We start from the raw sequence: 25185 nt of genomic DNA, 5'->3' as shown, positions 1-25185 counted from the left end.
CAACCCGCCTGTAACAACGCACGTCACCGAACTGCACACTGCTGGTGCGGTACTGCTACAACCCGCACCATTACAGGCTAGTCGCTGCGCGAAAAAGCGCCGCTCTCCAGCACGATTTCAACCATCAAATGACGATCCGCAGGCACTGGCCCGCGTGATACAGCGAAAAGCCCGCCTCATAGAGACAACTGCGCAACCCGACCCCGGCCAATGGCTGCATGGGTGCAAAGGGAATCGGTAGCGCTTGAGGATTTCCGTTACACAAATAATCGGCAAAGGCTTTACCAACGACTGTACCCGTGGTCACGCCCCGGCCGTTGTAACCGGTGACTGCCACTAAACCGGGCGCCGGTTCGAACAATCGCATCAAATGATCGGGGGTGAACGCAATGCGACCGGTCCAGGTGCACTCCCACTCCACCGGTTTGAGGTAAGGGAAATAATGCTGCTGGACGCGATCGGCCCACGCCTTGAGGAACCAGGTCGGTTTCTGATTGCCGTTGCCCAGACTGCCGAGCAATAGACGGCCGTCTTTATCGCGGCGAATACTGCTGAGCACCTGGCGGGTATCCCAGGAACCCTGGCCACCCGGAAGAATGTGTTGCGCGGCCTCTTCCGTCAGCGGCACCGATGCCACCTGGTAGTAATACCCGGGGAAGAAATTGCGCCGTAATTCCGTCCAGTCGCCCTCGGTGTAAGCGTTGGACGCAATCACCACTTGCTCGGCCAGTACCGAGCCCTGTGCGGTCTGCACCGACCAGCGCTGGCCCTGACGTTCGAGTCGGGTGACCGGAGAATGATCGAACAATTGACCACCGAGGCCGATGGCCGCTTTGACCAGCCCCGTGGTGTAGGCCATGGGATTGACCGTGCCGGCACGCCGATCGAGCAAGGCGGCGGCAATTTTTTTGGTGCCCGTGGCTTGTTCGCAAGCCTGCCCGGTCAGTAGCTCGACCGGCGCGCCACGGCGCTTCCACTGTTCTTCGCGACTGCGCAGATCCGCTTCACCGCGGGCGTTGTGCGCCATGTGCAACGTGCCTTCACGGCGTAACTGGCAATCGATGTTGTATTTGTCGACCAGGCTGAACACCAGGGCCGGTGCCGCACCGAGCATGCGGTTGAGCTGACTGCCGACCGCCTCGCCAAACCCGGCCTCAATGTCGTCCGGTGGAATCCACAGGCCGGCATTGACCAGCCCGACGTTGCGCCCGGAACCGCCATGACCGGCGCGATGGGCTTCGAGCACGCAAACCGTTTTACCCTGCTCCAGCAAATGCACGGCCGCCGACAGACCGGTAAAACCGGCGCCGATGACGCAGACATCGACCTTCACCTCTCCCTTGAGCGCCGCGTTGTCAGGCCTTTGCGGCGTCAGTTTTTCCCAAAGACACTCTTCGCGTAACGGCATTGCCAGACTCCAACAGAAACCTAACCAACACACAATTCAACTGTAGGAGCGAGCTTGCTCGCGATGGACGTCAACGATGACGCGCGCTGTCTGGATGACTGCGTTGCCCTGACGTTTTTCGCGAGCAAGCTCGCTCCTACAAAGGGATCGACTCAAGCATCAGTCGAACGTAATACCCTGTGCCAATGGCAACTCCAGCGAGTAGTTCACGGTGTTGGTCTGACGGCGCATGTAGCCGCGCCATGCGTCGGAGCCGGACTCGCGACCACCGCCGGTTTCTTTCTCCCCACCAAACGCGCCGCCGATTTCAGCGCCGCTCGGGCCGATGTTGACGTTGGCGATACCGCAATCGCTGCCCACCGCCGACATGAACTGTTCGGCTTCACGCACGTCGGTGGTGAAGATGCACGAAGACAGGCCTTGCGGTACAGCGTTGTTCAAACGCAGGGCTTCGTTGAAATCGCTGTAACCGACCACGTACAGGATCGGCGCGAAGGTTTCGTGGCAGACCACGTCGCTCTGCTCCGGCATTTCGACGATGGCCGGCGAAACGTAGTAAGCGTTCGGGAATTTGTCTTCAAGCTGACGCTCGCCGCCGAATACCTTGCCGCCTTCGCTCAGGGCCTGCTCCAGCGCGTCCTGCATGTTTTCGAAGCTTTGCTTGTCGATCAACGGGCCGACCAGGTTGCCTTCCAGTGGATGGCCGATACGCACTTTGGAGTAAGCGGCTTTGAGGCGGGTGACGATCTCTTCCTTGACCGATTCGTGGGCAATCAGACGACGCAACGTGGTGCAACGCTGACCGGCGGTACCGACGGCGCTGAACAGGATGGCGCGTACGGCCATGTCCAGGTCGGCGCTTGGGCCGAGGATCATGGCGTTGTTGCCGCCCAGTTCCAGAATGCTGCGGGCGAAGCGTGCGGCGATTTTCGGCGCCACTTCACGGCCCATGCGGGTGCTGCCGGTGGCGCTGACCAGCGCGACACGCGGGTCGTCGACCAGGGCTTCGCCGGCATCGCGGCCACCGATGATGACCTGGCTCAGGCCCGCAGGCGCATCGCTGAAGTTCTTCAGCACGCGGTCGAACAGTGCCTGGCAGGCCAGTGCGGTCAGTGGAGTCTTTTCCGACGGTTTCCAGATCACCGGGTTGCCACAGACCAGTGCCAGCGTGGCGTTCCAGGCCCAGACCGCGACCGGGAAGTTGAACGCACTGATCACACCGACGACGCCCAGCGGGTGCCAGGTTTCGCGCATGTGGTGGCCAGGACGCTCGGAAGCGATGGTCAGACCGTACAACTGACGGGACAGGCCGACGGCGAAATCGCAAATGTCGATCATTTCCTGAACTTCACCCAGGCCTTCCTGAGTGATCTTGCCGGCCTCCCAAGACACCAGCTCACCGAGATCAGCCTTGTATTCACGCAGGATGTCGCCCAGTTGACGCACCAGTTCGCCACGGCGTGGCGCCGGAACCTTGCGCCACAGCTCGAACGCATGATCTGCGCGACTGATGTGCTGCTCCACTTCGGCGGCACCTTCCCAGTTCACGGCGGCGATGCGGCTGCCATCGACAGGCGAATGCACCGGCACTTTGCCGTTCTGGTACAGGGCCGGGTTTACACCAAGACGATCAAGCAATGCGGCAACCATGGGTGACTCCTCAAGCAAAAAACGGAACGGGTGCAGCCGGAAAATCACGGCTGATCAGGCCTGTAGTTTTAGCTCTCCGGAGGTTACTCAACAAACGACCTTTAAGAGAGATATCATTCCGTTTATTCATGCTGTGCATTGCTGGCAATAAAGAGACAAGAACAAAGGACCGCCCATGCTGAACAAACGCTATTTGCCATCGATCGCTGCACTGCAGTGTTTCGAAGCCGTGACCCGGCATCTGAGCTTCACCCGGGCCGCCGAAGAGTTGAATCTGACCCAGAGTGCGGTCAGTAAACAGGTCGCGCAACTCGAAGAGCTGTTGCAGCACCTGCTGTTTCGCCGGGTGCGTCGACGCCTGCAAATGACGCCAGCGGGCGACTTGTACCTGGTCGAGGTCAGAAAAATCCTCACGCAGGTCGAGATGTCGACCCATTACCTGCGCTCCTATGGCGGTGAAACCGAAGTCCTGCGCGTCTCCACGCCACCGACGTTCGGCGCGCGCTGGCTGGTGCCACGCCTCAAAGGCTGGCGCCTGCGTCATCCATCGATTCACCTGGACCTGTGCAGCGAACAGGAGGCCGACGACCTGCTGCAAGGGCGCAGCGACCTGGCGTTCTACTTTGGCCAGGGCTCACGGCCCGGCACCGAATGCCTGAAGCTGTTCGGTGAAGAACTGGTGCCCGTCTGCGCCCCCGGCAGCCTGCCGGCCGAGCCGTTCACCGATCCCACGCAACTCACCGATCTGGTCCTGCTGCAAAACGCCTCGCGCCCCCAGGCCTGGCATGACTGGTTCGACAGTCAGGGCTACCACACCGAACACAGCTACCACGGCCCGCGTTTCGAAACCTTCTACATGTGTATCCGCGCCGCGCAGGTTGGCTGTGGCGTGGCACTGCTGCCACGGTTTCTGGTGGAAGAAGAACTGGCGGACGGCAAACTGGTCATTCCCTGGAAGCATGCGATGCCCAGCACTGATGCGTATTACCTGGCGTACCCGGAGCATTCGGCGGAAGTGCCCAAGGTGCGGGACTTCGTGAAGTGGATGCTGGAGCAGGTTGATAGCCCGGAGCCTACACCACTTTAGGCTTTAGCCATCCCCTGCGGGAGCGAGCTTGCTCCCACAGGGGATCTGTTGTGATCCAAGAAATCGCTGGCAATCCAGCCCTCTGATATGCGCCACTAGCGCCATTGATCAATACCGCTGCAACGCTGGAGATTCCCGTTATGAGCGAGAGTGTGTTTGCCGATCGCATCGTGCAGAACCTGCTCGACACCGACTTCTACAAACTGACGATGATGCAGGCGGTGCTGCACAACTACCCGAACGTGGAAGTCGAATGGGAGTTTCGTTGCCGCAACAGTGAGGATTTGCGCCCTTATCTGGCGGAAATCCGTTACCAGCTCGAGCGCCTGGCCGAGTTAAGCCTGAGCGCCGACCAGCTGAGTTTCCTGGAACGCATCAGCTTCATGAAGCCGGATTTCTTGCGCTTTCTCGGGTTGTTTCGCTTCAACCTGCGCTACGTCCATACCGGTATCGAAAACGGCGAACTGTTCATCCGCCTGCGCGGCCCCTGGCTTCACGTGATTCTGTTCGAAGTGCCGATGCTGGCGATCGTCAGTGAAGTGCGCAACCGCTACCGCTATCGGGAAGTCGTTCTGGAACAGGCGCGCGAGCAGCTTTATCGCAAGTTCGACTGGCTGACCGCCAACGCCAGCAGCGACGAGCTGTCCGAATTGCAGGTCGCCGATTTTGGCACTCGCCGTCGCTTCTCGTACCGTGTGCAGGAAGAAGTGGTGAACGTGCTCAAGCATGACTTCCCGGGACGTTTTGTCGGCACCAGCAACGTGCACCTGTCCCGGGAACTGGACATGAAACCGCTGGGGACCATGGCCCACGAATGGATCATGGCCCACCAGCAGCTCGGCCCGCGACTGGTCGACAGCCAGATTGCCGCGCTCGATTGCTGGGTCCGAGAATACCGTGGCCTGCTGGGCATCGCCCTGACCGACTGCATCACCATGGATGCCTTCCTCGGTGATTTCGACCTGTTTTTTGCCAAGCTTTTCGACGGCTTGCGCCATGACTCGGGCGATCCGGTGGTTTGGGCGGAAAAAGCCATCGCCCACTATCACAAGCTCGGCATCGACCCGATGAGCAAGACGCTGACGTTCTCCGACAGCCTGACACTGCCCAAGGCCCTGGAAATATTCCGTGCGCTGCGTGGGCGGATCAACGTCAGCTTTGGCATTGGCACCAACCTGACGTGTGACATACCGGGTGTCGAACCGATGAGCATCGTGCTTAAAATGACCGCCTGCAACGGCCAACCGGTGGCAAAGATCTCCGACGAGCCCGGCAAGACTCACTGCAAAGACCCGAATTTCGTCGCCTATTTGCGACATGTTTTCCAAGTTCCTGCCCTTCCCAGCGTATCTAGCAAGGAGTGAATTCATGCAAGCCGTACAGCGTGAGATTGCTGAACAGCTCAAGGTCCAACCGCCGTTTGCCGACGAGGCCGCCCTCAAGGCTGAAGTCGCCCGGCGGATTACCTTTATCCAAGACTGCCTGGTCAATTCCGGGCTCAAGACCCTGGTACTGGGCATCAGTGGCGGTGTCGACTCCCTGACCGCCGGCCTGCTGGCCCAGCGTGCCATGCGTGAACTGCGCCAGCGCACGGGAGACGACCAATTCAAGTTCATCGCCGTGCGCCTGCCGTACGAAACCCAGTTCGATGAACACGACGCCCAGGCCTCCGTGGATTTCATCGATCCGGATGAGCGCCACACCGTGAACATCGGTCCGGCGGTCAAGTCGCTGGCCAACGAAGTCGCGGCCTTTGAAGGCAAGCACGCGGTCTCGGTGGACTTCGTACTCGGCAACACCAAGGCGCGGATGCGCATGGTCGCCCAGTACACCATCGCCGGCGCGGCCCACGGCCTGGTGATCGGTACCGATCACGCGGCAGAGGCGGTCATGGGCTTTTTCACCAAGTTCGGCGATGGCGCTTGTGATCTGGCACCGCTCAGTGGCCTGGTGAAAAACCAGGTCCGGGCGATCGCCCGCAGCTTCGGTGCGCCGGAGTCGCTGGTAGAGAAAGTACCAACCGCCGACCTCGAGGACCTGTCCCCTGGCAAACCGGACGAAGCGTCCCACGGCGTGACTTACGCCGAGATCGACGCCTTTCTGCATGGCGAACCGGTGCGCGAGGAAGCGTTCAAGATCATCGTTGGCACTTACAACAAGACGCACCACAAGCGGGTGATGCCGTTTGCGCCTTGATTCGTGAATGAATGAAAAAGCCCGCTGAAGTGTTGATCTTCAGCGGGCTTTTCTTTGGCCATTGCATTCACTGATGCTGATGACCCCTTCGCGAGCAGGCTCGTTCCCACATGAAACACCACCATACCTGTGGGAGCGGGCTTGCCCGCAATGAAAGTTAACGCGGTGCTTCGGCTTACTTCAGCGTCACGGTGCCTTTCATCATCGAAATGTGGCCAGGGAACGAGCAGAAGAAGCCATATTTTTCAGCGGCGTCGAGCTTGGACACGTCGAAGGTCACCGAATCTTTCTCACCAGCGCCGATGACTTTGGTGTGCGCGATGATGCGAGCATCACCTTCTTTCAAGTAGTTCTTTTCGATACCGGCGCCCAAGCCGTCGGTGGCGATCGGCTGCATGTCGGCTTCCTTGCTCAGCACCCAGTTATGGCCCATGACGGTTTTCGGCAAAGCGCCGGAGTGGGTCAGTTCCACGGTGAAGGTCTTGCAGCTCTTGTCGATTTCAATGGCCTTGGTGTTGAAGGACATCTGATCAGTGGAGTCGATAGTCGTTTTGCACTCTGCAGCCATCAGTTGGCTGCTGGCCAGTGTCAACAGAGATACCGCAACGAGTTTGGCAAACATGGTGAATCTCCAAGGCAGGGTTAACAGAAATGCGAGTGGACAGAAGACTGCCTGAAAACTTCGCAAGTTCCTATGACCTGAATCAAAAATTGTATACAACTTTCGGGCTATGACACCCATCGAAACAATCTACCAGCCAGACCTCTGGACCGGGCCTATGATCAGGCCATCACCCCCAACCGGAGCGTCTGCCATGTCCCTCAATAGCTTGTTGTGCAGCTTGCTTGCCGCCTACGCCTGTGGCGCCAGCGGCACTTACGAAACACCCAAGCGCGAAGTCTAGCCCTTGGAGCGTCGCGCGCCTGCCTTTACTCTGTGGCCCTGATCGACCATGGAGTAAGGCATGTCTTTAGTATCCGTTTGTGTATTTTGTGGTGCCAGCACCGGGACCCATCCCGCTTATCGGGAAGCGGCCGAGGCCCTCGGCCGGGCACTGGCTGAGCGTAAGCTGACGCTGGTTTACGGCGGCGGCGCTGTCGGACTGATGGGCATCGTGGCCGATGCCGCGCTGGCGGCCGGTGGCGAAGTCGTGGGCATCATCCCGCAAAGCCTCATGGACAAGGAAATCGGCCACAAAGGGCTGACTCGCCTGGAAGTGGTGGACGGCATGCATGCGCGCAAGGCACGGATGGCCGAACTCAGCGATGCCTTCATCGCCCTGCCGGGTGGCCTGGGCACGCTGGAAGAGCTGTTCGAGGTCTGGACCTGGGGCCAACTCGGCTACCATGGCAAGCCGCTGGGCTTGCTGGAAGTGAACGGTTTCTACAGCCAACTCACCGGTTTTCTCGATCATATCGTCGGCGAAGGCTTCGTTCGCGCAGCGCACCGTGACATGCTGCAGGTGAGCGAATCGCCAAAATCTCTGCTCGACGCCCTCGATCAGTGGCAACCCACCGTACTGCCCAAGTGGGTCGAGCAAAAACCCGACTAACGACTTGGCACCGATACAGGGCAGAATACGCGCCGCTCAACCTCACCTTCGACCCCAGAGGATCGCCCATGGCTAAACCCAACTACTCCTTCGCCAAACGTCAGCGTGACCTGGCCAAGGAACAGAAGAAAGAGGAAAAGCTTCAGCGCAAGAAAGCGATGGCTGAAGACACTGCACTGAACCCTGACGGTGAAGTCGCTGCAGAAGATGATGTTGATGCACCGAAAGATCAGGCGCCGGACGCCTGAGTCCCTCCGGGCCGGATGATCCAGTCAGGCCCACCGGATCTGTGTCCAGGGCTGGCAGCGTTGCTGCCGGCCCTCACAGGCCGATCTGAAACACCCTATCCAGAACAGCCCACGCACTCCCTGTGGGAGCGAGCTTGCTCGCGATGGTCGTCAACGATGACGCGTTTTATCTGGATTGACGCGGCGCCCGTTGGTCCATCGCGAGCAGGCTCGCTCCTACAGTTGATCTTCATTATTCCAAAGGCATCACCGTGACGCGCACTTCAGGGTCGTGGTTTCCTCCGCCCAGAATCACCCCGCGCAACGGCGAGACATCGGAAAAATCCCGACCCCAGGCCAGCGTGATGTGCTCCAGCGCCGGTTGCACGTTGTTGGTCGGGTCGAAATCTACCCAACCCAGCACCGGGCAAAACACCGAAACCCAGGCATGGGACGCATCGGCGCCGATCAGCCGTGGCTGGCCCGGAGGCGGTTGTGTCAGCAGGTAGCCGCTGATGTACCGCGCGGCCAATCCACGGGAACGCACGCACGCGAGCATCAGGTGGGCGAAGTCCTGACAGACACCCCGCCGACGCTCCAGCACTTCCACCAGGGGCGTCGCCACCTGCGTCGCTTCGGCGTCGAAGGTGAACTCACTGAAGATTTTCTCCATCAGGGCCTGAACCCCCAGCAGCAATGGCCGCCCCGGAGGAAAACAACTCTGTGAGAACTCGACGAAGTTGCGCTTGAGATGCACGTAGGGTGATTCGAACCGGTAGCGGCAGGCGTCCAGGATTTGTGGGGACAGTGGCTGGCTGCTGTAGGTCAGTGCATTGCGGGTGTCTTCCCAGGCCGGAGACTGATTGAAGTCCAGCACCGGCCGGGGCAGCACTTCGATCGTGAGGCTCGCATTGACCAGCAATTCATCATGGGGACGTTCGAACGCCAGCCGGGTCAACGGGTTGCCGAACACATCCAGCTCATCACGGCGCGAGGTGGGTTCCGGACTGATCTGCAATTGCTGTGCGGTACAGCGCTGCCAGGCACAGGGGCGCGGCCACAGGTGCGCCAGTTGCTGGGCCAGGGATACCGGGCTGTCGTAGTGATAATGGGTGTCGTGCAAGATCTGGTAATGGGCACTCATCAGACGGACACCGTGCGTTGGCTGACATCATCGACATGGGCGAAATGGCGCAAGGCCAGGCGATCCGACACTTGCCCGCTGGCATCGGCGATTTCTTGCAGCAGATCGGCCAACCCCTCGACGGCGGCACGCACGCTGGCGGCACCAAACAACGGGTTTTCCAGGCAGCCCAGATCGAAGCGCGCCAGACGCTCCACCAACTGCGGCAGACCGGCTTCACGAGGCACGCCAAAGTCGTCGTTCAGGCGTTTGAGTGTGCGGGTCACCAGTTTCAGCTGGAACAGCACGGCATGGGGGTTCTGCTCGTCGAGCAGCAGCAGGTCGAGCACCGGGATCAATTGCGCCACCGCCAGGTAACGCGAACGGTAGGTAATGCTGCTGTTGCCCAGCTCCAGGAGCCATTCCAGCCCCGCCTGATCGAAGGCCCCGGCGCCACGCAGGAACGCCGCCAGGCTGCCACTGAGAAATTGCAGACGCTCGATCCTCCGGCCGATCATCAAAAAGCGCCAGCCTTCGTCGCGGGTCATGTCGTCCAGGGCAAACCCCGACAGTGCCGCCAGGGACATCACCAATCGGTTGAGAAAATCCAGCAACTCGCCGAAGTCCGGCTCTTCGGTTTCCAGCTCCATGGCTTCGCGCTGCAATTCCACCAGCGCCTGCCAGTTTTCCCGAGAGAGCTTGCCACGCACCTGCGAGGCCGCCCATTGCAAACGTTGCAGGTTGGAACGCAGGCTGAAGGGCCAGTCATCGCCCAGTATCGCGGCCAGCAAGCGCTCAGGCAGTTCGCCTTCTTCGGGCAGCAATATCAAGCGCTCCCCGAGATCGACCGCCGCGTCCAGCGCCTGCGGGTCATCGCCGTCGACATAGCGCGCCAGCATGATCCGCAACAACCGCGCACTGTCATCGCAGCGCTCGCAGTAGCGGCCAAACCAGAACAGGTTTTCCACCACCCGTGACGGCAGGTACGGGTCGCGGCGCACCAGATCATGTACGCCGATGTTGCGTTGGGCTTTCCATTGCTCGCCGCTCGGCGGCCGGTCGCCCAGGACCCAAGTGTCCTTGCTCGCCCCGCCGCGCTGCATCGACACCACTTCAGCGTCCGCCTCAGCGGCGACGCGGGTCAAACCACCGGGCAGGACACGGTAACCATCGCGACTGGCCACGGCGTACACACGCATGCCAATGGCCCGGGGTTGCAGTTGACCGTCCTCGGCCTGCCAGATGGGCGCCTGGGAGAGTTGAGCCAGTTCTTGCGCAACATAAGCGTAAGGACGCGCCTGCATGCGCTCAGCGAGCGATTGCCGCTGTTTTTCGCTCAGATCACGGCCAAATACCGGTGCAAAGCTCTGGGACGGAAATGCCGGTTTGATCAGCAATTCCGGCAATTTCTCCAGGGCCTGTGCCAGCACGGGCGCTTCGCCGCACCACCAAGTGGCGATGGACGGCAAAATCAGCTCTTCACCAAACAGGAACTGATTGATCTTCGGCAGGAACCCCAGCAGTCCCGGCGATTCGAGTACGCCGCTGCCGAGGGCGTTAGCCACCAACACCCGCCCCTGCCGCACGGCCTCGAGCAAGCCCGGCACACCCAGAGCCGAATCGGTACGCAGCTCCAGCGGGTCGCAGAAGTCGTCGTCGAGCCGGCGCATGATCGCGTGGACCCGGCGCAGGCCACTGAGGGTTTTCAGGTAGACCGTGGCGTCGCGCACGGTCAGGTCGCCACCCTCCACCAGCGGGTAACCGAGCTGACGCGCCAGGTACAGATGTTCGAAATAGCTTTCGTTGAATCGCCCCGGCGTCAGCAGCACTACCAACGGCACCTCTTCATCGCTTGGCGCCTGGCGAGCCAGGGTTTCCTGGAGCGTGCGGAAGAACCCGGCCAGGTGCTGCACCTTCAAATCGCGGTACAACTCGGGAAAGGCGCGGGACACGATGGTGCGGTTTTCCAGCGCGTAACCGGCCCCGGACGGTGCTTGCGTGCGGTCTGCCGTCACCCACCAGCGACCATCGGGGGTGCGCGCCAGATCCACGGCATACAAATGCAGAAAGGCCCCTTCAGGCGGATTGATACCCTGACAGGGCCAGAGGAAGTTGTTGTGGCCGAATACCAGCTCGGCCGGCAGCAAGCCTTCGGCGATCAGGCGTTGCGGGCCGTACAGGTCGGCCAGCACGGCATTGAGCAAACGGGCGCGCTGGGCGATGCCGGCCGACAGCTGTTCCCATTCATCGGCGGCAATCACATGGGGCAGCAGGTCCAGCTCCCAGGGACGATCGGCGCCCTTGGGATCGGCGTAAACGTTATAGGTGACACCGTTTTCATGAATCTGCCGGGCCAGCAGTGCCTGGCGCTGCACCAGTTGCGCAGGCGTGCTGCGCTGCAATTGGTCGAACAACCGTCGCCAGTGCGCACGCACGGCGCCGCTGTCGTCGAGCAGTTCATGATAAGTGCCCGCCGTCAGCGGGTAGCGGTCAAGCAGGTCAGGCATTGGAAAGCTCGGCAGACAGCAGGGAAAGGTCAGACTAACGCAGGCTCATGACGCCCGGATAGACGAAACATCCGGGCGTCGCGTACGGTTTAGAAACGTCGTAAATCGAGCGTCATCGGCAGTTCGTCGTTAATTTCCAGAATCGGCACAGGAAGTTTCCCGGGTGTGTGTCCGATCCGGAAGAAGCGCGCCATCCGGCGGCTCTCGGCCTCGTTGGCATTGACCGGCAAGCTGTCGTAGTTGCGCCCGCCCGGATGGGCCACGTGATACTGGCAACCGCCCAGCGAACGCCCCATCCAGGTGTCGAGCAGATCGAACACCAGCGGCGCATGCACGGGAATGGTCGGTTGCAGGCAGTTGGCCGGTTGCCATGCGCGGAAACGCACCCCGGCGACAAACTCGCCGACGCGCCCGGTGGGCTGCAGCGGCACCGGGATGCCGTTGCAGGTCAGCAAATAGCGCTGCGGCGGCAACCCGTTGAGTTTGACCTGCAGACGCTCCAGGGACGAATCCACGTAGCGCACCGTGCCACCAACCGCGCCCTCCTCGCCCAGTACATGCCACGGCTCAAGTGCCTGGCGCAGTTCCAGCGCAATGCCACTGACGGCGTAATCGCCGACCTTGGGAAAGCGGAACTCCAGATGCGCCGCGAACCACTCGGGCTGCACCGGATAACCGGCGGCGTTGAGGTCGACGATGACGTCGGCGAAATCCTGCTCGATAAAGTGCGGCAACAGGAACCGGTCGTGCAGCTCCGTGCCCCAGCGCGCCAGTTTCGGCGGTGCATAGGGCTCACGCCAGAAACGTGCGACCAGCGCCCGCAGCAACAGCTGTTGAGCCAGGCTCATCCGTGCGTGAGGCGGCATTTCAAAGGCACGCAACTCAAGCAATCCCAAGCGACCCGTTGCGCCGTCCGGCGAGTAAAGCTTGTCGATGCAGAACTCGGCGCGGTGAGTGTTGCCCGTCACGTCGATCAACAGATTGCGCAGCAACCGGTCGACCAGCCACGGCGCGCATTCCTCGCCGGGTTGCGGCATCTGGGCAAAGGCGATTTCCAGTTCATACAGGGCATCGTTGCGCGCTTCATCGACCCGTGGCGCCTGCGATGTCGGGCCGATGAACAGCCCGGAAAACAGATAGGACAAGGACGGGTGGTTATGCCAGTAGCTGATCAGGCTGCGCAGCAGATCCGGACGCCGCAGGAACGGTGAGTCGGCCGGTGTCGCGCCACCCAGTACGAAATGGTTACCGCCACCGGTGCCGGTGTGGCGGCCATCGATCATAAATTTCTCGGTGGTGAGCCGGGTTTGCCGCGCCTGCTCGTAAAGGAATTCAGTGCGTTCGACCAATTCATCCCAGGTGGCGGACGGCTGCACGTTGACCTCGATCACCCCCGGGTCCGGCGTGATGCGGAAGTTGCTCAAACGCGGATCGCTCGGCGGTTCATAGCCTTCCAGCAATACCGGGCAATGCAGCTCTTCAGCGGTGGCTTCAATCGCGGCGACCAGTTCGAGGTAGTCCTCAACCCGCTCCAGCGGCGGCATGAACAGGTACAACCGACCTTCCCGCGCCTCGGCACAGAACGCGGTGCGGGTCAGCCAGTCGGCGGATTCATCGATTTTCGGTGCACGATCAACCACAACGGCAGCGCCCTGGCTTTGCAATTGAGCGGTGTCGGGCAAATCCGGGAAATCCTGGTTCGGGTCCTGCGGATGAATGAACGGATACTCCGCCGCTTTCACCCAGGGCTGCGAGCCGAGGGGCAAGCGATAGCCCAGCGGTGAATCCCCTGGCACCAGGCGACAGTGCTCGTCGCGCAAGTACCAGCGTCCGCTCTGCCACTGGTCGCCCTTGGCGGTCCGCGCCAGCGGCAACACCTGGCCAATCACCTTGTCCAGGCCCTGGCTGAAGACTTTACGCAGTCGCGCACGCTCCAGCGGCTCCTCGAGACGTGAATCCTCGGCGCTGACATTCTGCGGCAAGGTGCCTTCGCGCCAGAGGTAATAGAAATTGTCTTCGTAGGCGGGGAACACAAAACGTGTCGGAATTTTCAGGCGTTCGGCGACACTCGCCAGGAATCGCCCGGCCAGTTCGCCATCGGCGCCATAGTCTTGCTGCTCGTCGGCGATCAGCGCGGGGTTGTGCCAGATCGGCACCCCGTCGCGGCGCCAGTAGCAGTTGAGCGACCAGCGCGGCAGTTGCTCACCGGGGTACCACTTGCCCTGGCCGAAATGCACCAGGCCTTTGGGCGCGTAATGCTGACGCATGCGCTGGAACAGTTCGGCAGACAGGCGACGTTTGTCCGGCCCCAGCGCTGCGGTGTTCCACTCGGCACCGTCCGGGTCATCGATGGACACGAACGTCGGCTCGCCGCCCATGGTCAGGCGGACATCGCCTTCCAGCAGGTCGGCATCGATCTGCCGGCCCAGGCTCTGAATCGCCAGCCACTGCTCTTCGGTGTAGGGCTTTGTGACCCGAGGCGCTTCCCAAATCCGCTCCACGGACATTTCGTGGCTGAATTGACATTCGCACGGCTCCACCAGGCCACTGATCGGTGCCGCAGAGGACGGATCGGGACTACAGGCCAAGGGAATATGGCCTTCACCCGCAAACAGTCCCGAGGTCGCATCCAGGCCGATCCAGCCGGCGCCGGGCAGATACACCTCGCACCAGGCGTGCAGGTCAGTGAAATCCACATCCGTGCCCGAGGGTCCGTCGAGGCTTTTGACGTCGGCCGTCAGCTGGATCAGGTAGCCGGAGACAAAACGCGCGGCCAGTCCGAGGTTGCGCAGCAGTTGCACCAGCAACCACGCGGAATCGCGGCAAGACCCGGAAGCGTGTTCAAGGGTGTGCTCAGGCGTTTGTACCCCTGGCTCCATGCGGATCAGGTAGCCGATGTCTTCGCTCAGTCGCTGATTGAGCGCAACGAGGAAATCCACAGCGGGTAACGGTGTGCGGTCGATGCCCTCCAGGTACGCCTTGAACTTCGGCGTCAGCGGCAAGGTTTCCAGGTAGGGCGCCAGCTCCTTGCGCTCATCGGCGGCATAGGTGAACGGAATTTTTTCCGCGTAGGGCTCAAGGAAGAAATCGAACGGATTGAACACCGCCATTTCCGCCACCAGGTCGACTTCGATCCGCAGCTCATCGGTTTTTTCCGGAAACACCAACCGCGCCAGGTAATTGCCCTGGGGGTCCTGCTGCCAGTTGATGAAGTGTTGCTCGGGCGAAACCTTCAGCGCATAGGACAGGATCCGCGTGCGACTGTGGGCGGCCGGACGCAGGCGAACGATCTGCGGACCGAGCTCAACGGCACGGTCGTAGCGGTAATGCGTAACGTGATGCAATGCGACATGAATCGACACGGCGTGCCTCCTGCGAGCCCTAAGCGTATGTGAAAGCGCGCAAGACTTATGCCACCCAGCAGTGCTGGCGCTTTCTCCGGTTACTGGAGGCAGTACAGCACCAAAATCGGGCGAGGCGGGAAATTGGTTGGGGGGCATTGCACGTATTTGTGGCGTTACGCGGCCCGGAAATGCAAAACGCCAACCCGAAGGTTGGCGTTTTGTTCAGCCCAAGCGCGGTTTAGCGCGGTACGACCGGCTTGCGAGCCGGTTTCGGCCCTTTGCCTTTGGCCGCATCCTTGCGCTCCTTGGCCGCCTGCTGGTTACGGGCGAATGCCGCAGCCTTGGCTTGTTCACGCTTGTCCCACGGGTTACCGCCGTCGCTGGCGCGTGGTGGCAGGCCGGTGTGCTGGGTCAGGATCTTGGTCGTTTCCTTGGCCACTTTATGGCTGCCGGCCGGCGTCGAATTCTTGCGACGGGCGCTCTGGTAGCTGTCGGTGGACGGCTGGTGCAACGGGATCAACTGGTTCTTGCCCGGCCCGATCAGGTCGCTGCGGCCCATGCGGATCAATGCTTCACGCAGCATCGGCCAGCCTTTCGGGTCGTGATAACGCAAGAACGCCTTGTGCAGACGGCGCTGCTCCTCGCTCTTGACGATGGTCACCGCGTCACTCTTGTAGGTGACCTTGCGCAGCGGGTTCTTGCCCGAGTGGTACATCGCGGTGGCGGTGGCCATCGGCGACGGGTAGAACGCCTGCACCTGGTCGGCACGGAAACCGTTGCCCTTGAGCCACAGGGCCAGGTTCATCATGTCTTCGTCAGTGGTGCCTGGGTGGGCAGCGATGAAGTACGGAATCAGGTACTGCTCTTTGCCGGCTTCCTTGGAGTACTTCTCGAACATGCGCTTGAACTTGTCATAGCTGCCAATGCCCGGTTTCATCATCTGATTGAGCGGACCTTCCTCGGTGTGTTCCGGGGCGATCTTCAGGTAACCGCCAACGTGGTGGGTCACCAGCTCTTTGACGTATTCCGGCGACTCGACCGCGAGGTCGTAACGCAAGCCGGAAGCGATCAGGATCTTCTTCACACCCGGCAAGGCACGGGCACTTCGATACAGCTGAATCAGCGACGAGTGATCGGTGTTCAGGTTCGGGCAGATGCCCGGGAACACGCACGACGGCTTGCGGCACGCGGATTCGATTTCCGGCGTTTTGCAGGCGATGCGGTACATGTTCGCGGTCGGGCCGCCGAGGTCGGAGATGACGCCGGTAAAACCTGGAACCTTGTCGCGAATTTCTTCGATTTCGCGAATGATCGACTCTTCGGAACGGTTCTGGATGATCCGGCCTTCGTGCTCGGTGATCGAGCAGAAGGTGCAGCCACCGAAGCAGCCACGCATGATGTTCACCGAGAAGCGGATCATCTCGTAGGCCGGGATTTTCTCCTTGCCATACGCCGGGTGCGGAATGCGCTGATAAGGCATGCCGAACACGTAGTCCATTTCTTCGGTGGTCATCGGAATCGGTGGCGGGTTGAACCAGACGTCGACTTCACCGTGTTTCTGGACCAGTGCGCGGGCGTTGCCCGGGTTGGTTTCCAGGTGCAGCACGCGGTTGGCGTGAGCGTAAAGCACCGCGTCGTTACGGACCTTTTCCACCGACGGCAGACGAATCACGGTCTTGTCGCGGGTCATCTTGGGGCTGGCCAGGATCTGCACGACCTTGGCTTCCTGCGGATCCTCAACCGGACCTTTTTCCTGCTCGATGGCGCAGGCCTGAGTGTCCTGGGTGTTGACGTACGGGTTGATGATCTTGTCGACCTTGCCCGGACGGTCAATGCGCGTGGAGTCGACTTCGTACCAGTCTTTCGGCGTGTCGCGACGGATGAACGCGGTGCCGCGCACGTCGGTGATGTCTTCGATCTTGTGACCGTAGGACAGGCGCTGGGCGACTTCGACAATGGCACGCTCGGCGTTGCCGTAGAGCAGGATGTCGGCGCTGGCGTCGATCAGGATCGAGTTGCGAACGCGGTCCTGCCAGTAATCGTAGTGAGCGATGCGGCGCAGGGACGCTTCGATACCGCCAAGCACGATGGGCACGTGCTTGTAGGCTTCCTTGCAGCGCTGGCTGTAAACCAGGCTCGCGCGGTCCGGCCGCTTGCCCGCCAGGCCACCCGGCGTGTAGGCATCATCGGAACGGATTTTTTTGTCGGCGGTGTAGCGGTTGATCATCGAGTCCATGTTGCCGGCCGCGACACCGAAAAACAGGTTCGGCTCGCCGAGCTTCATGAAGTCGTCTTTGGACTGCCAGTTCGGCTGGGCAATGATCCCGACGCGGAAACCCTGGGACTCCAGCAGCCGGCCGATGATCGCCATGCCGAACGACGGGTGATCGACATAGGCATCACCGGTGACGATGATGATGTCGCAGGAATCCCAGCCAAGCTGATCCATCTCCTCCCTGCTCATCGGCAGGAATGGCGCAGGCCCGAAACATTCGGCCCAGTACTTGGGATAGTCAAATAACGGCTTGGCTGCTTGCATGTCGATAACCGGTGTTGGCTTTCATTGAATTTCGCGGGCGCGGAATATAGCACAAATTTTGACCAATTCCGACGGCTATGGTCGGAAATTGCGGCGCGTCTATCCCTGGCAAGCCAGCTCCCACCGGGATCGCATCAGCCCTGTGGGAGCTGGCTTGCCAGCGATGGGGCCCTTCAAGACGCTGAATTACTCGTCGTCATCGAAGTTATAGCTACCCGGTGCCAGGTTCTCGAACCGGGTGTACTTGCCGATGAATGCCAGACGGATAAAGCCGATCGGCCCGTTCCGCTGCTTGCCGATGATGATTTCGGCGATGCCTTTGTGCTCGGTTTCCGGGTGGTACACCTCGTCGCGATACACGAACATGATGACGTCGGCGTCCTGCTCGATCGCTCCGGATTCCCGCAAGTCGGAGTTCACCGGGCGCTTGTTCGGCCGCTGTTCCAGGGAACGGTTGAGCTGGGACAACGCCACCACCGGGCAGTTGAACTCCTTGGCCAGCGCCTTCAGGGACCGGGAGATCTCGGAAATCTCGTTGGTCCGGTTGTCGCCGCTGGAACCGGGGATCTGCATCAGTTGCAGGTAGTCGATCATGATCAGGCCGACATCACCGTGCTCACGCACCAGACGCCGGGTCCGGGCGCGCATTTCCGACGGGCTGATGCCGGCGGTATCGTCGATGAACAGCTTGCGGTCGTTGAGCAGGTTGACCGCCGAGGTCAGGCGCGGCCAATCGTCGTCTTCCAGCTGGCCGGAACGGACCTTGGTCTGGTCGATGCGTCCCAGGGACGACAACATACGCATGATCAGCGATTCACCTGGCATCTCCAGCGAGTAAACCAGAACCGCTTTCTCGCTGCGCAGCACGGCGTTTTCCACCAGGTTCATCGCAAAGGTGGTTTTACCCATGGATGGACGGCCGGCAACGATGATCAGGTCGGCCGGTTGCAGACCGCTGGTTTTCTCGTCGAGGTCGGTGTAGCCGGTGGACAGGCCGGTGATGGCGTTGTCAGTGTTGAACAGGGTGTCGATGCGGTCGATGGCCTTGGTCAGCAGGTCATTCACGCCCACCGGGCCACCGGTTTTCGGCCGGGCCTCGGCAATCTGGAAGATCTGCCGCTCGGCTTCGTCGAGAATCTCGGCGGCGGTACGGCCTTCCGGGTTGAACGCGCTGTCGGCGATTTCGGTGCTGATGCCGATCAACTGGCGCAAGGTGGCCCGCTCACGAACGATCTGCGCATAGGCCTTGATGTTGGCGACGGACGGCGTGTTTTTCGCCAGTTCGCCAAGATACCCAAGGCCGCCGACTTGCGAAGTCTGACCTTCCTTGTCCAATTGCTCGGCCAGGGTCACGACGTCGATCGGCGAGTTCTGATCGGCCAGTTTGGCGATCGCACGGAAGATCAGGCGGTGGTCATGTCGATAGAAATCACCGTCGGAGACTTGATCGAGGACGCGTTCCCAGGCGTTGTTGTCCAGCATCAGACCACCGAGTACAGCCTGTTCGGCTTCGATGGAATGCGGCGGCACTTTCAGCGCGGCGGTTTGCAGATCGTATTGCTCGGGAGCGGAAATTTCGTTCATGGCCACTTGGTATTTTTTGGAGAAGCAGGGGTTAAAAAACGGAACTGCCAGAAAGACAAAGGGCACGACCTGTAAACAGGATCGTGCCCGATGTTACCGGCAAGCACCCGAGGGTGCCAGCCGACAAGTGCTGCTTAAGCTGCTACCACGACAACGCGTACGGTGGCTTCAACTTCGGCGTGCAGGTGCACGGCTACGTCGAATTCACCTACGTTGCGGATGGTGCCGTTCGGCAGACGAACTTCGCTTTTTGCCACTTCAACGCCAGAGGCGGTCAGTGCATCAGCGATGTCGTGAGTACCGATCGAACCGAACAGCTTGCCTTCGTCACCAGCGGTGGCAGTGATAGTCACTTCCAGCTCAGCCAGTTGGGCAGCGCGGCTTTCAGCCGATGCTTTACGGTCTGCTGCAGCTTTTTCCAGCTCAGCGCGACGCTCTTCGAACGCAGCCAGGTTGGCTGGGGTCGCAGCGGTAGCTTTGCCGTAAGGCAGCAGGTAGTTACGACCGTAACCAGCCTTAACGTTCACTTTGTCACCCAGGTTGCCCAGGTTGGTGACTTTTTCCAGAAGGATCAGTTGCATGTGAAAATCCTCTTAACTTTTAACCTTCACCGTTCGCGTTATCGGCGTCTTTCGGCGCCAGACGACCGCGAAAATCAATCAGGCTGTCGACGATGGCCAGGACCACCAGCAACGGATAGATCAGCTGCATGAACAGCAACAGCGTGACGTACAACCCCACCAGCCAGAATCTGGCCAGTCGCTTTTGCGCCACCAGCCCGTGAATCAGGGCCAGCCCGGCGAAAACCAGCGGTACGCTGCACAACGGCACGAGCATGGACATCTGGACACCGAAGTTCGGTGTCACAACCATGCCGGCCAGCAGCAACATCGCGGGACCCAGCGGGATTCGAATGGCGCGAAACTCGCGACCGAAACCACCCGGGTTGTACAACAACGCCTGCCAGTAGCGCCCGACAATCAGGCTCAGCACACTGACGATTTGCAACAAAGCCGCAATCAGGCCGGTCAGGATTGGTGCAATCAGGGACGCGAAACGCGCTTGCTCGTCTACCGACATCTTCTGGTAGACCTCACCGAGTAGCGACGGCATGACTTTTATCAAAGCCTGCGCCAGCATCTCGATCTGAGGACCAAAAGCCGCCCCCAGCACCACTGAAAACACCACTCCCATCGCTATGCTGACCAGCAGCACGCGGTTCCAGGACTCGCTTGCGCGCAAAACCAACGCAAGGCTCGCAGACCCCAGCAGCACCAGAAGTGCCCGTGGATCGTCGAATTTCAGCCACCAGATCAACGCCGGCAGCAGCCCCAGAGCAAGAACGCCCAAGGCGTCCCTCAATCCGCGCCGCAGGAGCACAAGGCATCCGGCGGCAGCACCCAACCAATACAACAACGGCAATGCCGCGCATCCGGCCACTACCAGAGTGGCCTGCATACGGCCCCGCATGATGAACTCAGCTAAGGCACGCATACATTCAATCCTTTGCTACGTGTCGACTGCCCGGTCTCAGCGGCCGTGGCTGTCGGTGTAGGCCAGCAGGGCCAGGAAGCGGGCGCGCTTGATAGCGGTGGCCAGCTGACGCTGATAACGAGCTTTGGTACCGGTGATGCGGCTTGGAACGATTTTGCCGGTCTCGGATACATAAGCTTTCAGAGTGTTGAGATCTTTGTAATCGATCTCTTTCACGTCTTCAGCGGTGAAGCGGCAGAATTTACGACGACGGAAGAAACGTGCCATGTAATTGGCTCCTCAAAAGGTCCGTGGATTACTCGTCAGCGTTATCGCTGTTGTCGCTGTCATCACCATCAACGCCTTCAGCGTCGGAGTGCTCAGGACGGTCGCGACGCTCACGGCGCTCACTGCGGTTTTCTTCAGCCTTGAGCATCTCGGATTGGCCGGTAACGGCTTCTTCGCGACGGATGACCAGGTTACGGATCACTGCATCGTTGTAGCGGAAGTTGTCTTCCAGCTCGGCCAGGGCCTTGCCAGTGCACTCAACGTTCAGCATCACGTAGTGAGCCTTGTGAACATTGTTGATTGCGTAGGCCAGTTGACGACGGCCCCAATCTTCCAGACGGTGGATTTTGCCGCCGTCTTCTTCGATCAGCTTGGTGTAACGCTCAACCATGCCGCCGACTTGCTCGCTTTGATCCGGGTGGACCAAAAAGATGATTTCGTAATGACGCATGAATGCTCCTTACGGGTTGTAGCCTGCCGCTCAAAAGCGGTCAGACAAGGAGTGAATGACACTTATGGACTTGTGGACGCTAGACACATGCGTGCCTGCCATCGCAGCAAGGGGCGCAATTGTAGAGAAGGGGCGAGAGAGGCGCAAGGTAATTGGTGATTATTTGAACAGTTCGTTTGCCCGCCATTTTTTGGCTGGCCAGAAACCATTGTGGGAGCGAGCGTGCTCGCGATGAGGACGCAACATTCAACATTGATGCCGAATGTTACACCGCTATCGCGAGCACGCTCGCTCCCACAGGGATTGCAGCCGGATCAGGCCTTCTTGGCGGCAGCCGCAGCCTTGACGCGGCGCTGACGCTGCGCCTCGAACAGACATACGCCCGTCGCCACGGAAACGTTGAGGCTGCTGACGCTACCGGCCATCGGCAAATTGACCAGGTAGTCACAATGCTCGCGGGTCAGGCGGCGCATGCCTTTGCCTTCGGCACCCATGATCAGGATGGTGGGGCCGGTCAGGTCCTGGTCATACAGACTGACTTCGGCCTCCCCCGCCGTACCGACAACCCACAAGCCACGCTGCTGGAGTTTCTCCAGGGTGCGCGCCAGGTTAGTCACGGCGACCAGCGGAATCACTTCCGCAGCACCGCAGGCGATTTTTCGCACTACCGGCGTCAGGGTCGCCGACTTGTCCTTCGGAACAATCACCGCCAGCGCGCCCGCCGCATCCGCGGAACGCAGGCAGGCACCCAGGTTGTGCGGATCGGTTACACCGTCGAGCACCAACAGCAACGGCGCACCTTCGGTACGGTCGAGCAGTTCGTCGAGCATCGCTTCGCCCCAGACCTGGCTCGGGCTCACGTCCGCGACTACACCCTGATGCACACCTTCGACCCAGGCGTCCATTTCACGGCGCTCAGCCTGGCCGACCTGGACACGATTCTCGTTGGCCAGTTCGATCAACGTCTGTACGCGCGGATCACTGCGACCTTCGGCCAGCCAGATCTGCTTGACGCGTTTCGGGTGATGACGCAGCAATGCTTCTACAGCATGCACGCCGTAGATTTTTTCCAACTGACTCATGGCTTGGCCTTAGGTTTACGCGCCCCGCCACTTTTGGCTGGGGCCGAGCCCGCTTTTGGCGGGCCTTTACGATGTTTGCTCGGTTTGGCAGGCTTGCCGCCGACGGCCTTTTCAGGCGTCGACCTTCCGGTCTTTCCCGCAGACGCCGCTTTACCGCCGCTTTTCGCATCGGCCAGCAAGGCCTGCTTCATTTCACGGCTTTTGCGTACTTCGGCGTTTTTCGCCGCCGCATCGCTTGGGCGATAGGCTTCTACAACCTTTTCTCTGGCAGGACGACGACCGGTTTTCTCCGGCACCGGCTCTGCGGCTGTTTTTGCAGCAGATGCCGCTGGCGCCGCAGTTTCAGTACCGCGTTTTTTACGACCGATTGGCGCGCTGAGGGTTTTTTCGGCCATTTCGAAGTCGATCTTGCGTTCGTCGAGATCGACGCGCATGACCCGCACTTCAACAGTGTCGCCCAAACGGAAGCTGCGACCGGTACGCTCACCGGCCAGGCGGTGATGCACAGGGTCGAAGTGGTAGTAATCGCCCGGCAACGCGGTGACGTGCACCAGGCCTTCGACGTAGATATCGGTCAGTTCGACGAACAGACCAAAGCCGGTTACGGCGGTGATCACACCCGGGAACGATTCGCCCACGCGGTCTTTCATGAACTCGCACTTGAGCCAGTTCACCACGTCGCGGGTCGCTTCGTCGGCACGGCGCTCGCTCATCGAGCACTGCTCGCCGAGTTGCTCCAGGGCCGCTTCGTCGTACGGATAGATACGCGCCTTCGGAATGGTCATCGCACCAGCACGGCGAACGTGCGGGGTGTCCTGCTTCGAATGGATGACGCTGCGGATTGCCCGGTGAGTCAGCAAGTCCGGGTAGCGGCGGATCGGCGAGGTGAAGTGGGTGTAAGCCTCGTAATTCAGACCGAAGTGGCCCTGGTTATCAGCGCTATACACCGCCTGGCTCAACGAACGCAGCATGACGGTCTGGATCAGGTGGAAATCCGGACGATCCTTGATACCGGCCAGCAGTGCCTGGTAATCCTTCGGCGACGGGCCGTCCTTGCCTTTGTGCAGGGACAGGCCGAGCTCACCCAGGAAGGCGCGCAGTTTTTCCAGGCGCTCCGGTGGCGGACCATCGTGGACGCGATACAGCGCCGGGATTTCGTGTTTTTTCAGGAATTCGGCAGTGGCCACGTTGGCCGCCAGCATGCATTCCTCGATCAGCTTGTGGGCATCGTTGCGCACGGTCGGACGAATTTCCGCGATCTTGCGCTCGGAGCCGAAGATGATCCGGGTTTCCTGGGTTTCAAAATCGATCGCGCCACGCACATGACGCGCCGCCAGCAACACCTTGTACAGCGAGTACAGTTGCTTGAGGTGCGGCACGACATCGGTGTACTCGCCACGCAGCTTGCGCGCTTCGGTGGCTTTCGGCGTTTCGAGCATGGCGCTGACTTTGTTGTAAGTCAGGCGTGCATGGGAGTGGATCACCGCTTCGTAGAAGCAGTAATCGGTCATTTCGCCGGTTTTGGAGATGGTCATCTCGCAAACCATGGCCAGACGATCGACCTGCGGGTTCAGCGAGCACAGACCGTTGGACAGCTGCTCAGGCAGCATCGGAATCACGCGCTCGGGGAAGTACACCGAGTTGCCGCGCACCTGGGCTTCAGCGTCCAGCGCCGAACCGAGCTTCACGTAGCTGGAGACGTCGGCAATCGCCACGTACAACTTCCAGCCACCCGAGAACAGACGCAACTTGCCCTTACGGGCTTCGCAATAGACCGCGTCATCGAAGTCACGGGCATCTTCGCCGTCGATGGTGACGAACGGCAGATGACGCAGATCGATGCGCTTCTCTTTGTCTTTCTCTTCGACTTCGGGCTTGAGCTTGGCCGCTTCCTTGAGCACCGCCTCAGGCCAGACGTGAGGAATGTCGTAAGTGCGCAGGGCGACGTCGATTTCCATGCCCGGCGCCATGTAGTTACCCACGACTTCAACCACATCGCCCTGAGGCTGGAAGCGTGGCGTCGGCCAGTGAGTGATCTTCACTTCGACGAACTGACCGATCTGGGCGTTGGCATTGCGACCCGGCGTCACCAGCACTTCTTGCTGGATCTTCGGATTGTCGGCAACCACGAAACCGATACCGCCCTCTTCGAAATAGCGACCGACGATGCTCTCGTGAGCACGCGAGACCACTTCGACGATCATGCCTTCGCGGCGACCGCGACGGTCGAGGCCGGAAACCCGCGCCAGGGCGCGGTCGCCATCGAACACCAGACGCATTTGCGCCGGGCTCATGAACAGGTCGTCACTGCCATCGTCCGGAACCAGGAAACCGAAGCCGTCACGGTGACCGCTGATGCGGCCCAGGATCAGGTCGAGCTTGTCTACCGGTGCATAAGTGCCACGACGGGTATAGATGAGTTGAGCATCGCGCTCCATGGCGCGCAGGCGGCGGCGCAGGGCTTCGATCTGGTCCTCTGTGGTCAGACCAAACTCTTCGACCAACTGCTCGCGGTTAGCAGGCGAACCTCGATCAGCAAGGTGCTGAAGGATCAGTTCGCGGCTAGGAATAGGGTTTTCATATTTTTCCGCTTCACGAGCGGCCTCGGGATCGAGGGACTGCCAATCGGCCATTAGAGAGTTTTCACCTTGTCTATATACGGGTTAGTTTGGC

Annotated in this window: 19 protein-coding genes; 5 read left to right on the top strand and 14 right to left on the bottom strand. The window is 60.5% G+C overall.

The genetic code is table 11. The features are described 5' to 3' along the window. Positions 1-124: 124 nt before the first annotated feature. Positions 125-1408 carry an L-pipecolate oxidase gene (gene amaA / locus ACX3YD_RS18800; RefSeq protein WP_458960730.1) on the bottom strand — a complete coding sequence of 428 codons (1284 nt, stop codon included), beginning with the start codon at positions 1406-1408 and terminating at the stop codon, positions 125-127. Between the two features lie 159 nt (positions 1409-1567). After that, positions 1568-3058: an L-piperidine-6-carboxylate dehydrogenase gene (gene amaB / locus ACX3YD_RS18795; protein WP_103403309.1), complete on the bottom strand. Its 1491-nt coding sequence runs from the start codon at positions 3056-3058 to the stop codon at positions 1568-1570. A 175-nt stretch (positions 3059-3233) separates the two neighbouring features. Between amaB and ACX3YD_RS18790 the strand changes: the two genes are divergently transcribed. From ACX3YD_RS18790 to nadE, 3 genes are all read left to right on the top strand, one after another. Beyond that, positions 3234-4145 carry a LysR family transcriptional regulator gene (locus ACX3YD_RS18790; RefSeq protein ID WP_458960729.1) on the top strand — a complete coding sequence of 304 codons (912 nt, stop codon included), beginning with the start codon at positions 3234-3236 and terminating at the stop codon, positions 4143-4145. 140 nt (positions 4146-4285) lie between these two features. Next, positions 4286-5509, top strand: coding sequence for a nicotinate phosphoribosyltransferase (pncB, locus tag ACX3YD_RS18785; RefSeq protein ID WP_047536807.1), 1224 nt, complete (start codon positions 4286-4288; stop codon positions 5507-5509). 4 nt (positions 5510-5513) lie between these two features. Further along, positions 5514-6341: an ammonia-dependent NAD(+) synthetase gene (gene nadE / locus ACX3YD_RS18780; protein ID WP_458960728.1), complete on the top strand. Its 828-nt coding sequence runs from the start codon at positions 5514-5516 to the stop codon at positions 6339-6341. A 175-nt stretch (positions 6342-6516) separates the two neighbouring features. On the opposite strand, the gene azu is transcribed toward nadE, so the two are convergent. Continuing rightward, complete coding sequence (azu, locus tag ACX3YD_RS18775) at positions 6517-6963, bottom strand: azurin (protein ID WP_047536804.1); 447 nt, start codon at positions 6961-6963, stop codon at positions 6517-6519. A gap of 343 nt (positions 6964-7306) precedes the next feature. Between azu and ACX3YD_RS18770 the strand changes: the two genes are divergently transcribed. Both ACX3YD_RS18770 and ACX3YD_RS18765 read left to right on the top strand, forming a co-directional pair. Continuing rightward, complete coding sequence (locus ACX3YD_RS18770; RefSeq protein ID WP_103403313.1) at positions 7307-7894, top strand: LOG family protein; 588 nt, start codon at positions 7307-7309, stop codon at positions 7892-7894. A gap of 68 nt (positions 7895-7962) precedes the next feature. Beyond that, positions 7963-8142 (top strand): hypothetical protein, encoded by a 180-nt coding sequence (locus ACX3YD_RS18765; RefSeq protein WP_103403314.1) that lies wholly within the window; start codon positions 7963-7965, stop codon positions 8140-8142. 232 nt (positions 8143-8374) lie between these two features. On the opposite strand, the gene ACX3YD_RS18760 is transcribed toward ACX3YD_RS18765, so the two are convergent. The 11 genes from ACX3YD_RS18760 to rnr all read right to left on the bottom strand — a co-directional run bounded on the left by ACX3YD_RS18760 (position 8375) and on the right by rnr (position 25145). After that, the gene (locus ACX3YD_RS18760) at positions 8375-9265 is read right to left on the bottom strand and encodes a transglutaminase family protein (RefSeq protein ID WP_103403315.1); all 891 of its coding nucleotides are present in this window, start codon (positions 9263-9265) and stop codon (positions 8375-8377) included. Beyond that, positions 9265-11751: a circularly permuted type 2 ATP-grasp protein gene (locus ACX3YD_RS18755; RefSeq protein ID WP_103403316.1), complete on the bottom strand. Its 2487-nt coding sequence runs from the start codon at positions 11749-11751 to the stop codon at positions 9265-9267. The genes ACX3YD_RS18760 and ACX3YD_RS18755 overlap by 1 nt, the downstream gene beginning before the upstream one ends. Before the next feature lie 89 nt (positions 11752-11840). Continuing rightward, the gene (locus ACX3YD_RS18750; RefSeq protein WP_458960727.1) at positions 11841-15113 is read right to left on the bottom strand and encodes a transglutaminase family protein; all 3273 of its coding nucleotides are present in this window, start codon (positions 15111-15113) and stop codon (positions 11841-11843) included. 220 nt (positions 15114-15333) lie between these two features. Then, a complete protein-coding gene (locus ACX3YD_RS18745; protein ID WP_458960726.1) occupies positions 15334-17634 on the bottom strand; it encodes a YgiQ family radical SAM protein in 2301 nt (766 codons plus the stop codon). A 186-nt stretch (positions 17635-17820) separates the two neighbouring features. Then, positions 17821-19218 (bottom strand): replicative DNA helicase, encoded by a 1398-nt coding sequence (gene dnaB / locus ACX3YD_RS18740; protein WP_047536783.1) that lies wholly within the window; start codon positions 19216-19218, stop codon positions 17821-17823. 134 nt (positions 19219-19352) lie between these two features. Beyond that, positions 19353-19799, bottom strand: coding sequence for a 50S ribosomal protein L9 (gene rplI, locus ACX3YD_RS18735; RefSeq protein ID WP_007939577.1), 447 nt, complete (start codon positions 19797-19799; stop codon positions 19353-19355). 19 nt (positions 19800-19818) lie between these two features. Further along, positions 19819-20712: a YybS family protein gene (locus ACX3YD_RS18730; RefSeq protein ID WP_458960725.1), complete on the bottom strand. Its 894-nt coding sequence runs from the start codon at positions 20710-20712 to the stop codon at positions 19819-19821. A 36-nt stretch (positions 20713-20748) separates the two neighbouring features. Next, positions 20749-20979 (bottom strand): 30S ribosomal protein S18, encoded by a 231-nt coding sequence (rpsR, locus tag ACX3YD_RS18725; protein ID WP_002551829.1) that lies wholly within the window; start codon positions 20977-20979, stop codon positions 20749-20751. Between the two features lie 28 nt (positions 20980-21007). Further along, positions 21008-21430, bottom strand: a complete 423-nt coding sequence (gene rpsF, locus ACX3YD_RS18720; protein WP_008035342.1) for a 30S ribosomal protein S6 — start codon at positions 21428-21430, stop codon at positions 21008-21010. 314 nt (positions 21431-21744) lie between these two features. Beyond that, positions 21745-22512: a 23S rRNA (guanosine(2251)-2'-O)-methyltransferase RlmB gene (gene rlmB / locus ACX3YD_RS18715; protein WP_047536745.1), complete on the bottom strand. Its 768-nt coding sequence runs from the start codon at positions 22510-22512 to the stop codon at positions 21745-21747. Further along, positions 22509-25145 (bottom strand): ribonuclease R, encoded by a 2637-nt coding sequence (gene rnr / locus ACX3YD_RS18710; protein WP_458960724.1) that lies wholly within the window; start codon positions 25143-25145, stop codon positions 22509-22511. Before rnr ends, rlmB begins: the two co-directional genes overlap by 4 nt. Between the last annotated feature and the right edge of the window lie 40 nt (positions 25146-25185).

The sequence above is a fragment of the Pseudomonas fluorescens group sp. PF-1 genome (genome assembly GCF_054481335.1).
This window is presented reverse-complemented; position numbering and strand designations above follow the sequence as displayed.

Excerpts from the sequence above, each read along its gene's own strand:
- amaA (WP_458960730.1), bottom strand. The coding sequence starts at position 1,408 with ATGCCGTTACGCGAAGAGTGTCTTTGGGAAAAACTGACGCCGCAAAGG.
- amaB (WP_103403309.1), bottom strand. The coding sequence starts at position 3,058 with ATGGTTGCCGCATTGCTTGATCGTCTTGGTGTAAACCCGGCCCTGTAC.
- ACX3YD_RS18790 (WP_458960729.1), top strand. The coding sequence starts at position 3,234 with ATGCTGAACAAACGCTATTTGCCATCGATCGCTGCACTGCAGTGTTTC.
- pncB (WP_047536807.1), top strand. The coding sequence starts at position 4,286 with ATGAGCGAGAGTGTGTTTGCCGATCGCATCGTGCAGAACCTGCTCGAC.
- nadE (WP_458960728.1), top strand. The coding sequence starts at position 5,514 with ATGCAAGCCGTACAGCGTGAGATTGCTGAACAGCTCAAGGTCCAACCG.
- azu (WP_047536804.1), bottom strand. The coding sequence starts at position 6,963 with ATGTTTGCCAAACTCGTTGCGGTATCTCTGTTGACACTGGCCAGCAGC.
- ACX3YD_RS18770 (WP_103403313.1), top strand. The coding sequence starts at position 7,307 with ATGTCTTTAGTATCCGTTTGTGTATTTTGTGGTGCCAGCACCGGGACC.
- ACX3YD_RS18765 (WP_103403314.1), top strand. The coding sequence starts at position 7,963 with ATGGCTAAACCCAACTACTCCTTCGCCAAACGTCAGCGTGACCTGGCC.
- ACX3YD_RS18760 (WP_103403315.1), bottom strand. The coding sequence starts at position 9,265 with ATGAGTGCCCATTACCAGATCTTGCACGACACCCATTATCACTACGAC.
- ACX3YD_RS18755 (WP_103403316.1), bottom strand. The coding sequence starts at position 11,751 with ATGCCTGACCTGCTTGACCGCTACCCGCTGACGGCGGGCACTTATCAT.
- ACX3YD_RS18745 (WP_458960726.1), bottom strand. The coding sequence starts at position 17,634 with ATGCAAGCAGCCAAGCCGTTATTTGACTATCCCAAGTACTGGGCCGAA.
- dnaB (WP_047536783.1), bottom strand. The coding sequence starts at position 19,218 with ATGAACGAAATTTCCGCTCCCGAGCAATACGATCTGCAAACCGCCGCG.
- rplI (WP_007939577.1), bottom strand. The coding sequence starts at position 19,799 with ATGCAACTGATCCTTCTGGAAAAAGTCACCAACCTGGGCAACCTGGGT.
- ACX3YD_RS18730 (WP_458960725.1), bottom strand. The coding sequence starts at position 20,712 with ATGCGTGCCTTAGCTGAGTTCATCATGCGGGGCCGTATGCAGGCCACT.
- rpsR (WP_002551829.1), bottom strand. The coding sequence starts at position 20,979 with ATGGCACGTTTCTTCCGTCGTCGTAAATTCTGCCGCTTCACCGCTGAA.
- rpsF (WP_008035342.1), bottom strand. The coding sequence starts at position 21,430 with ATGCGTCATTACGAAATCATCTTTTTGGTCCACCCGGATCAAAGCGAG.
- rlmB (WP_047536745.1), bottom strand. The coding sequence starts at position 22,512 with ATGAGTCAGTTGGAAAAAATCTACGGCGTGCATGCTGTAGAAGCATTG.
- rnr (WP_458960724.1), bottom strand. The coding sequence starts at position 25,145 with ATGGCCGATTGGCAGTCCCTCGATCCCGAGGCCGCTCGTGAAGCGGAA.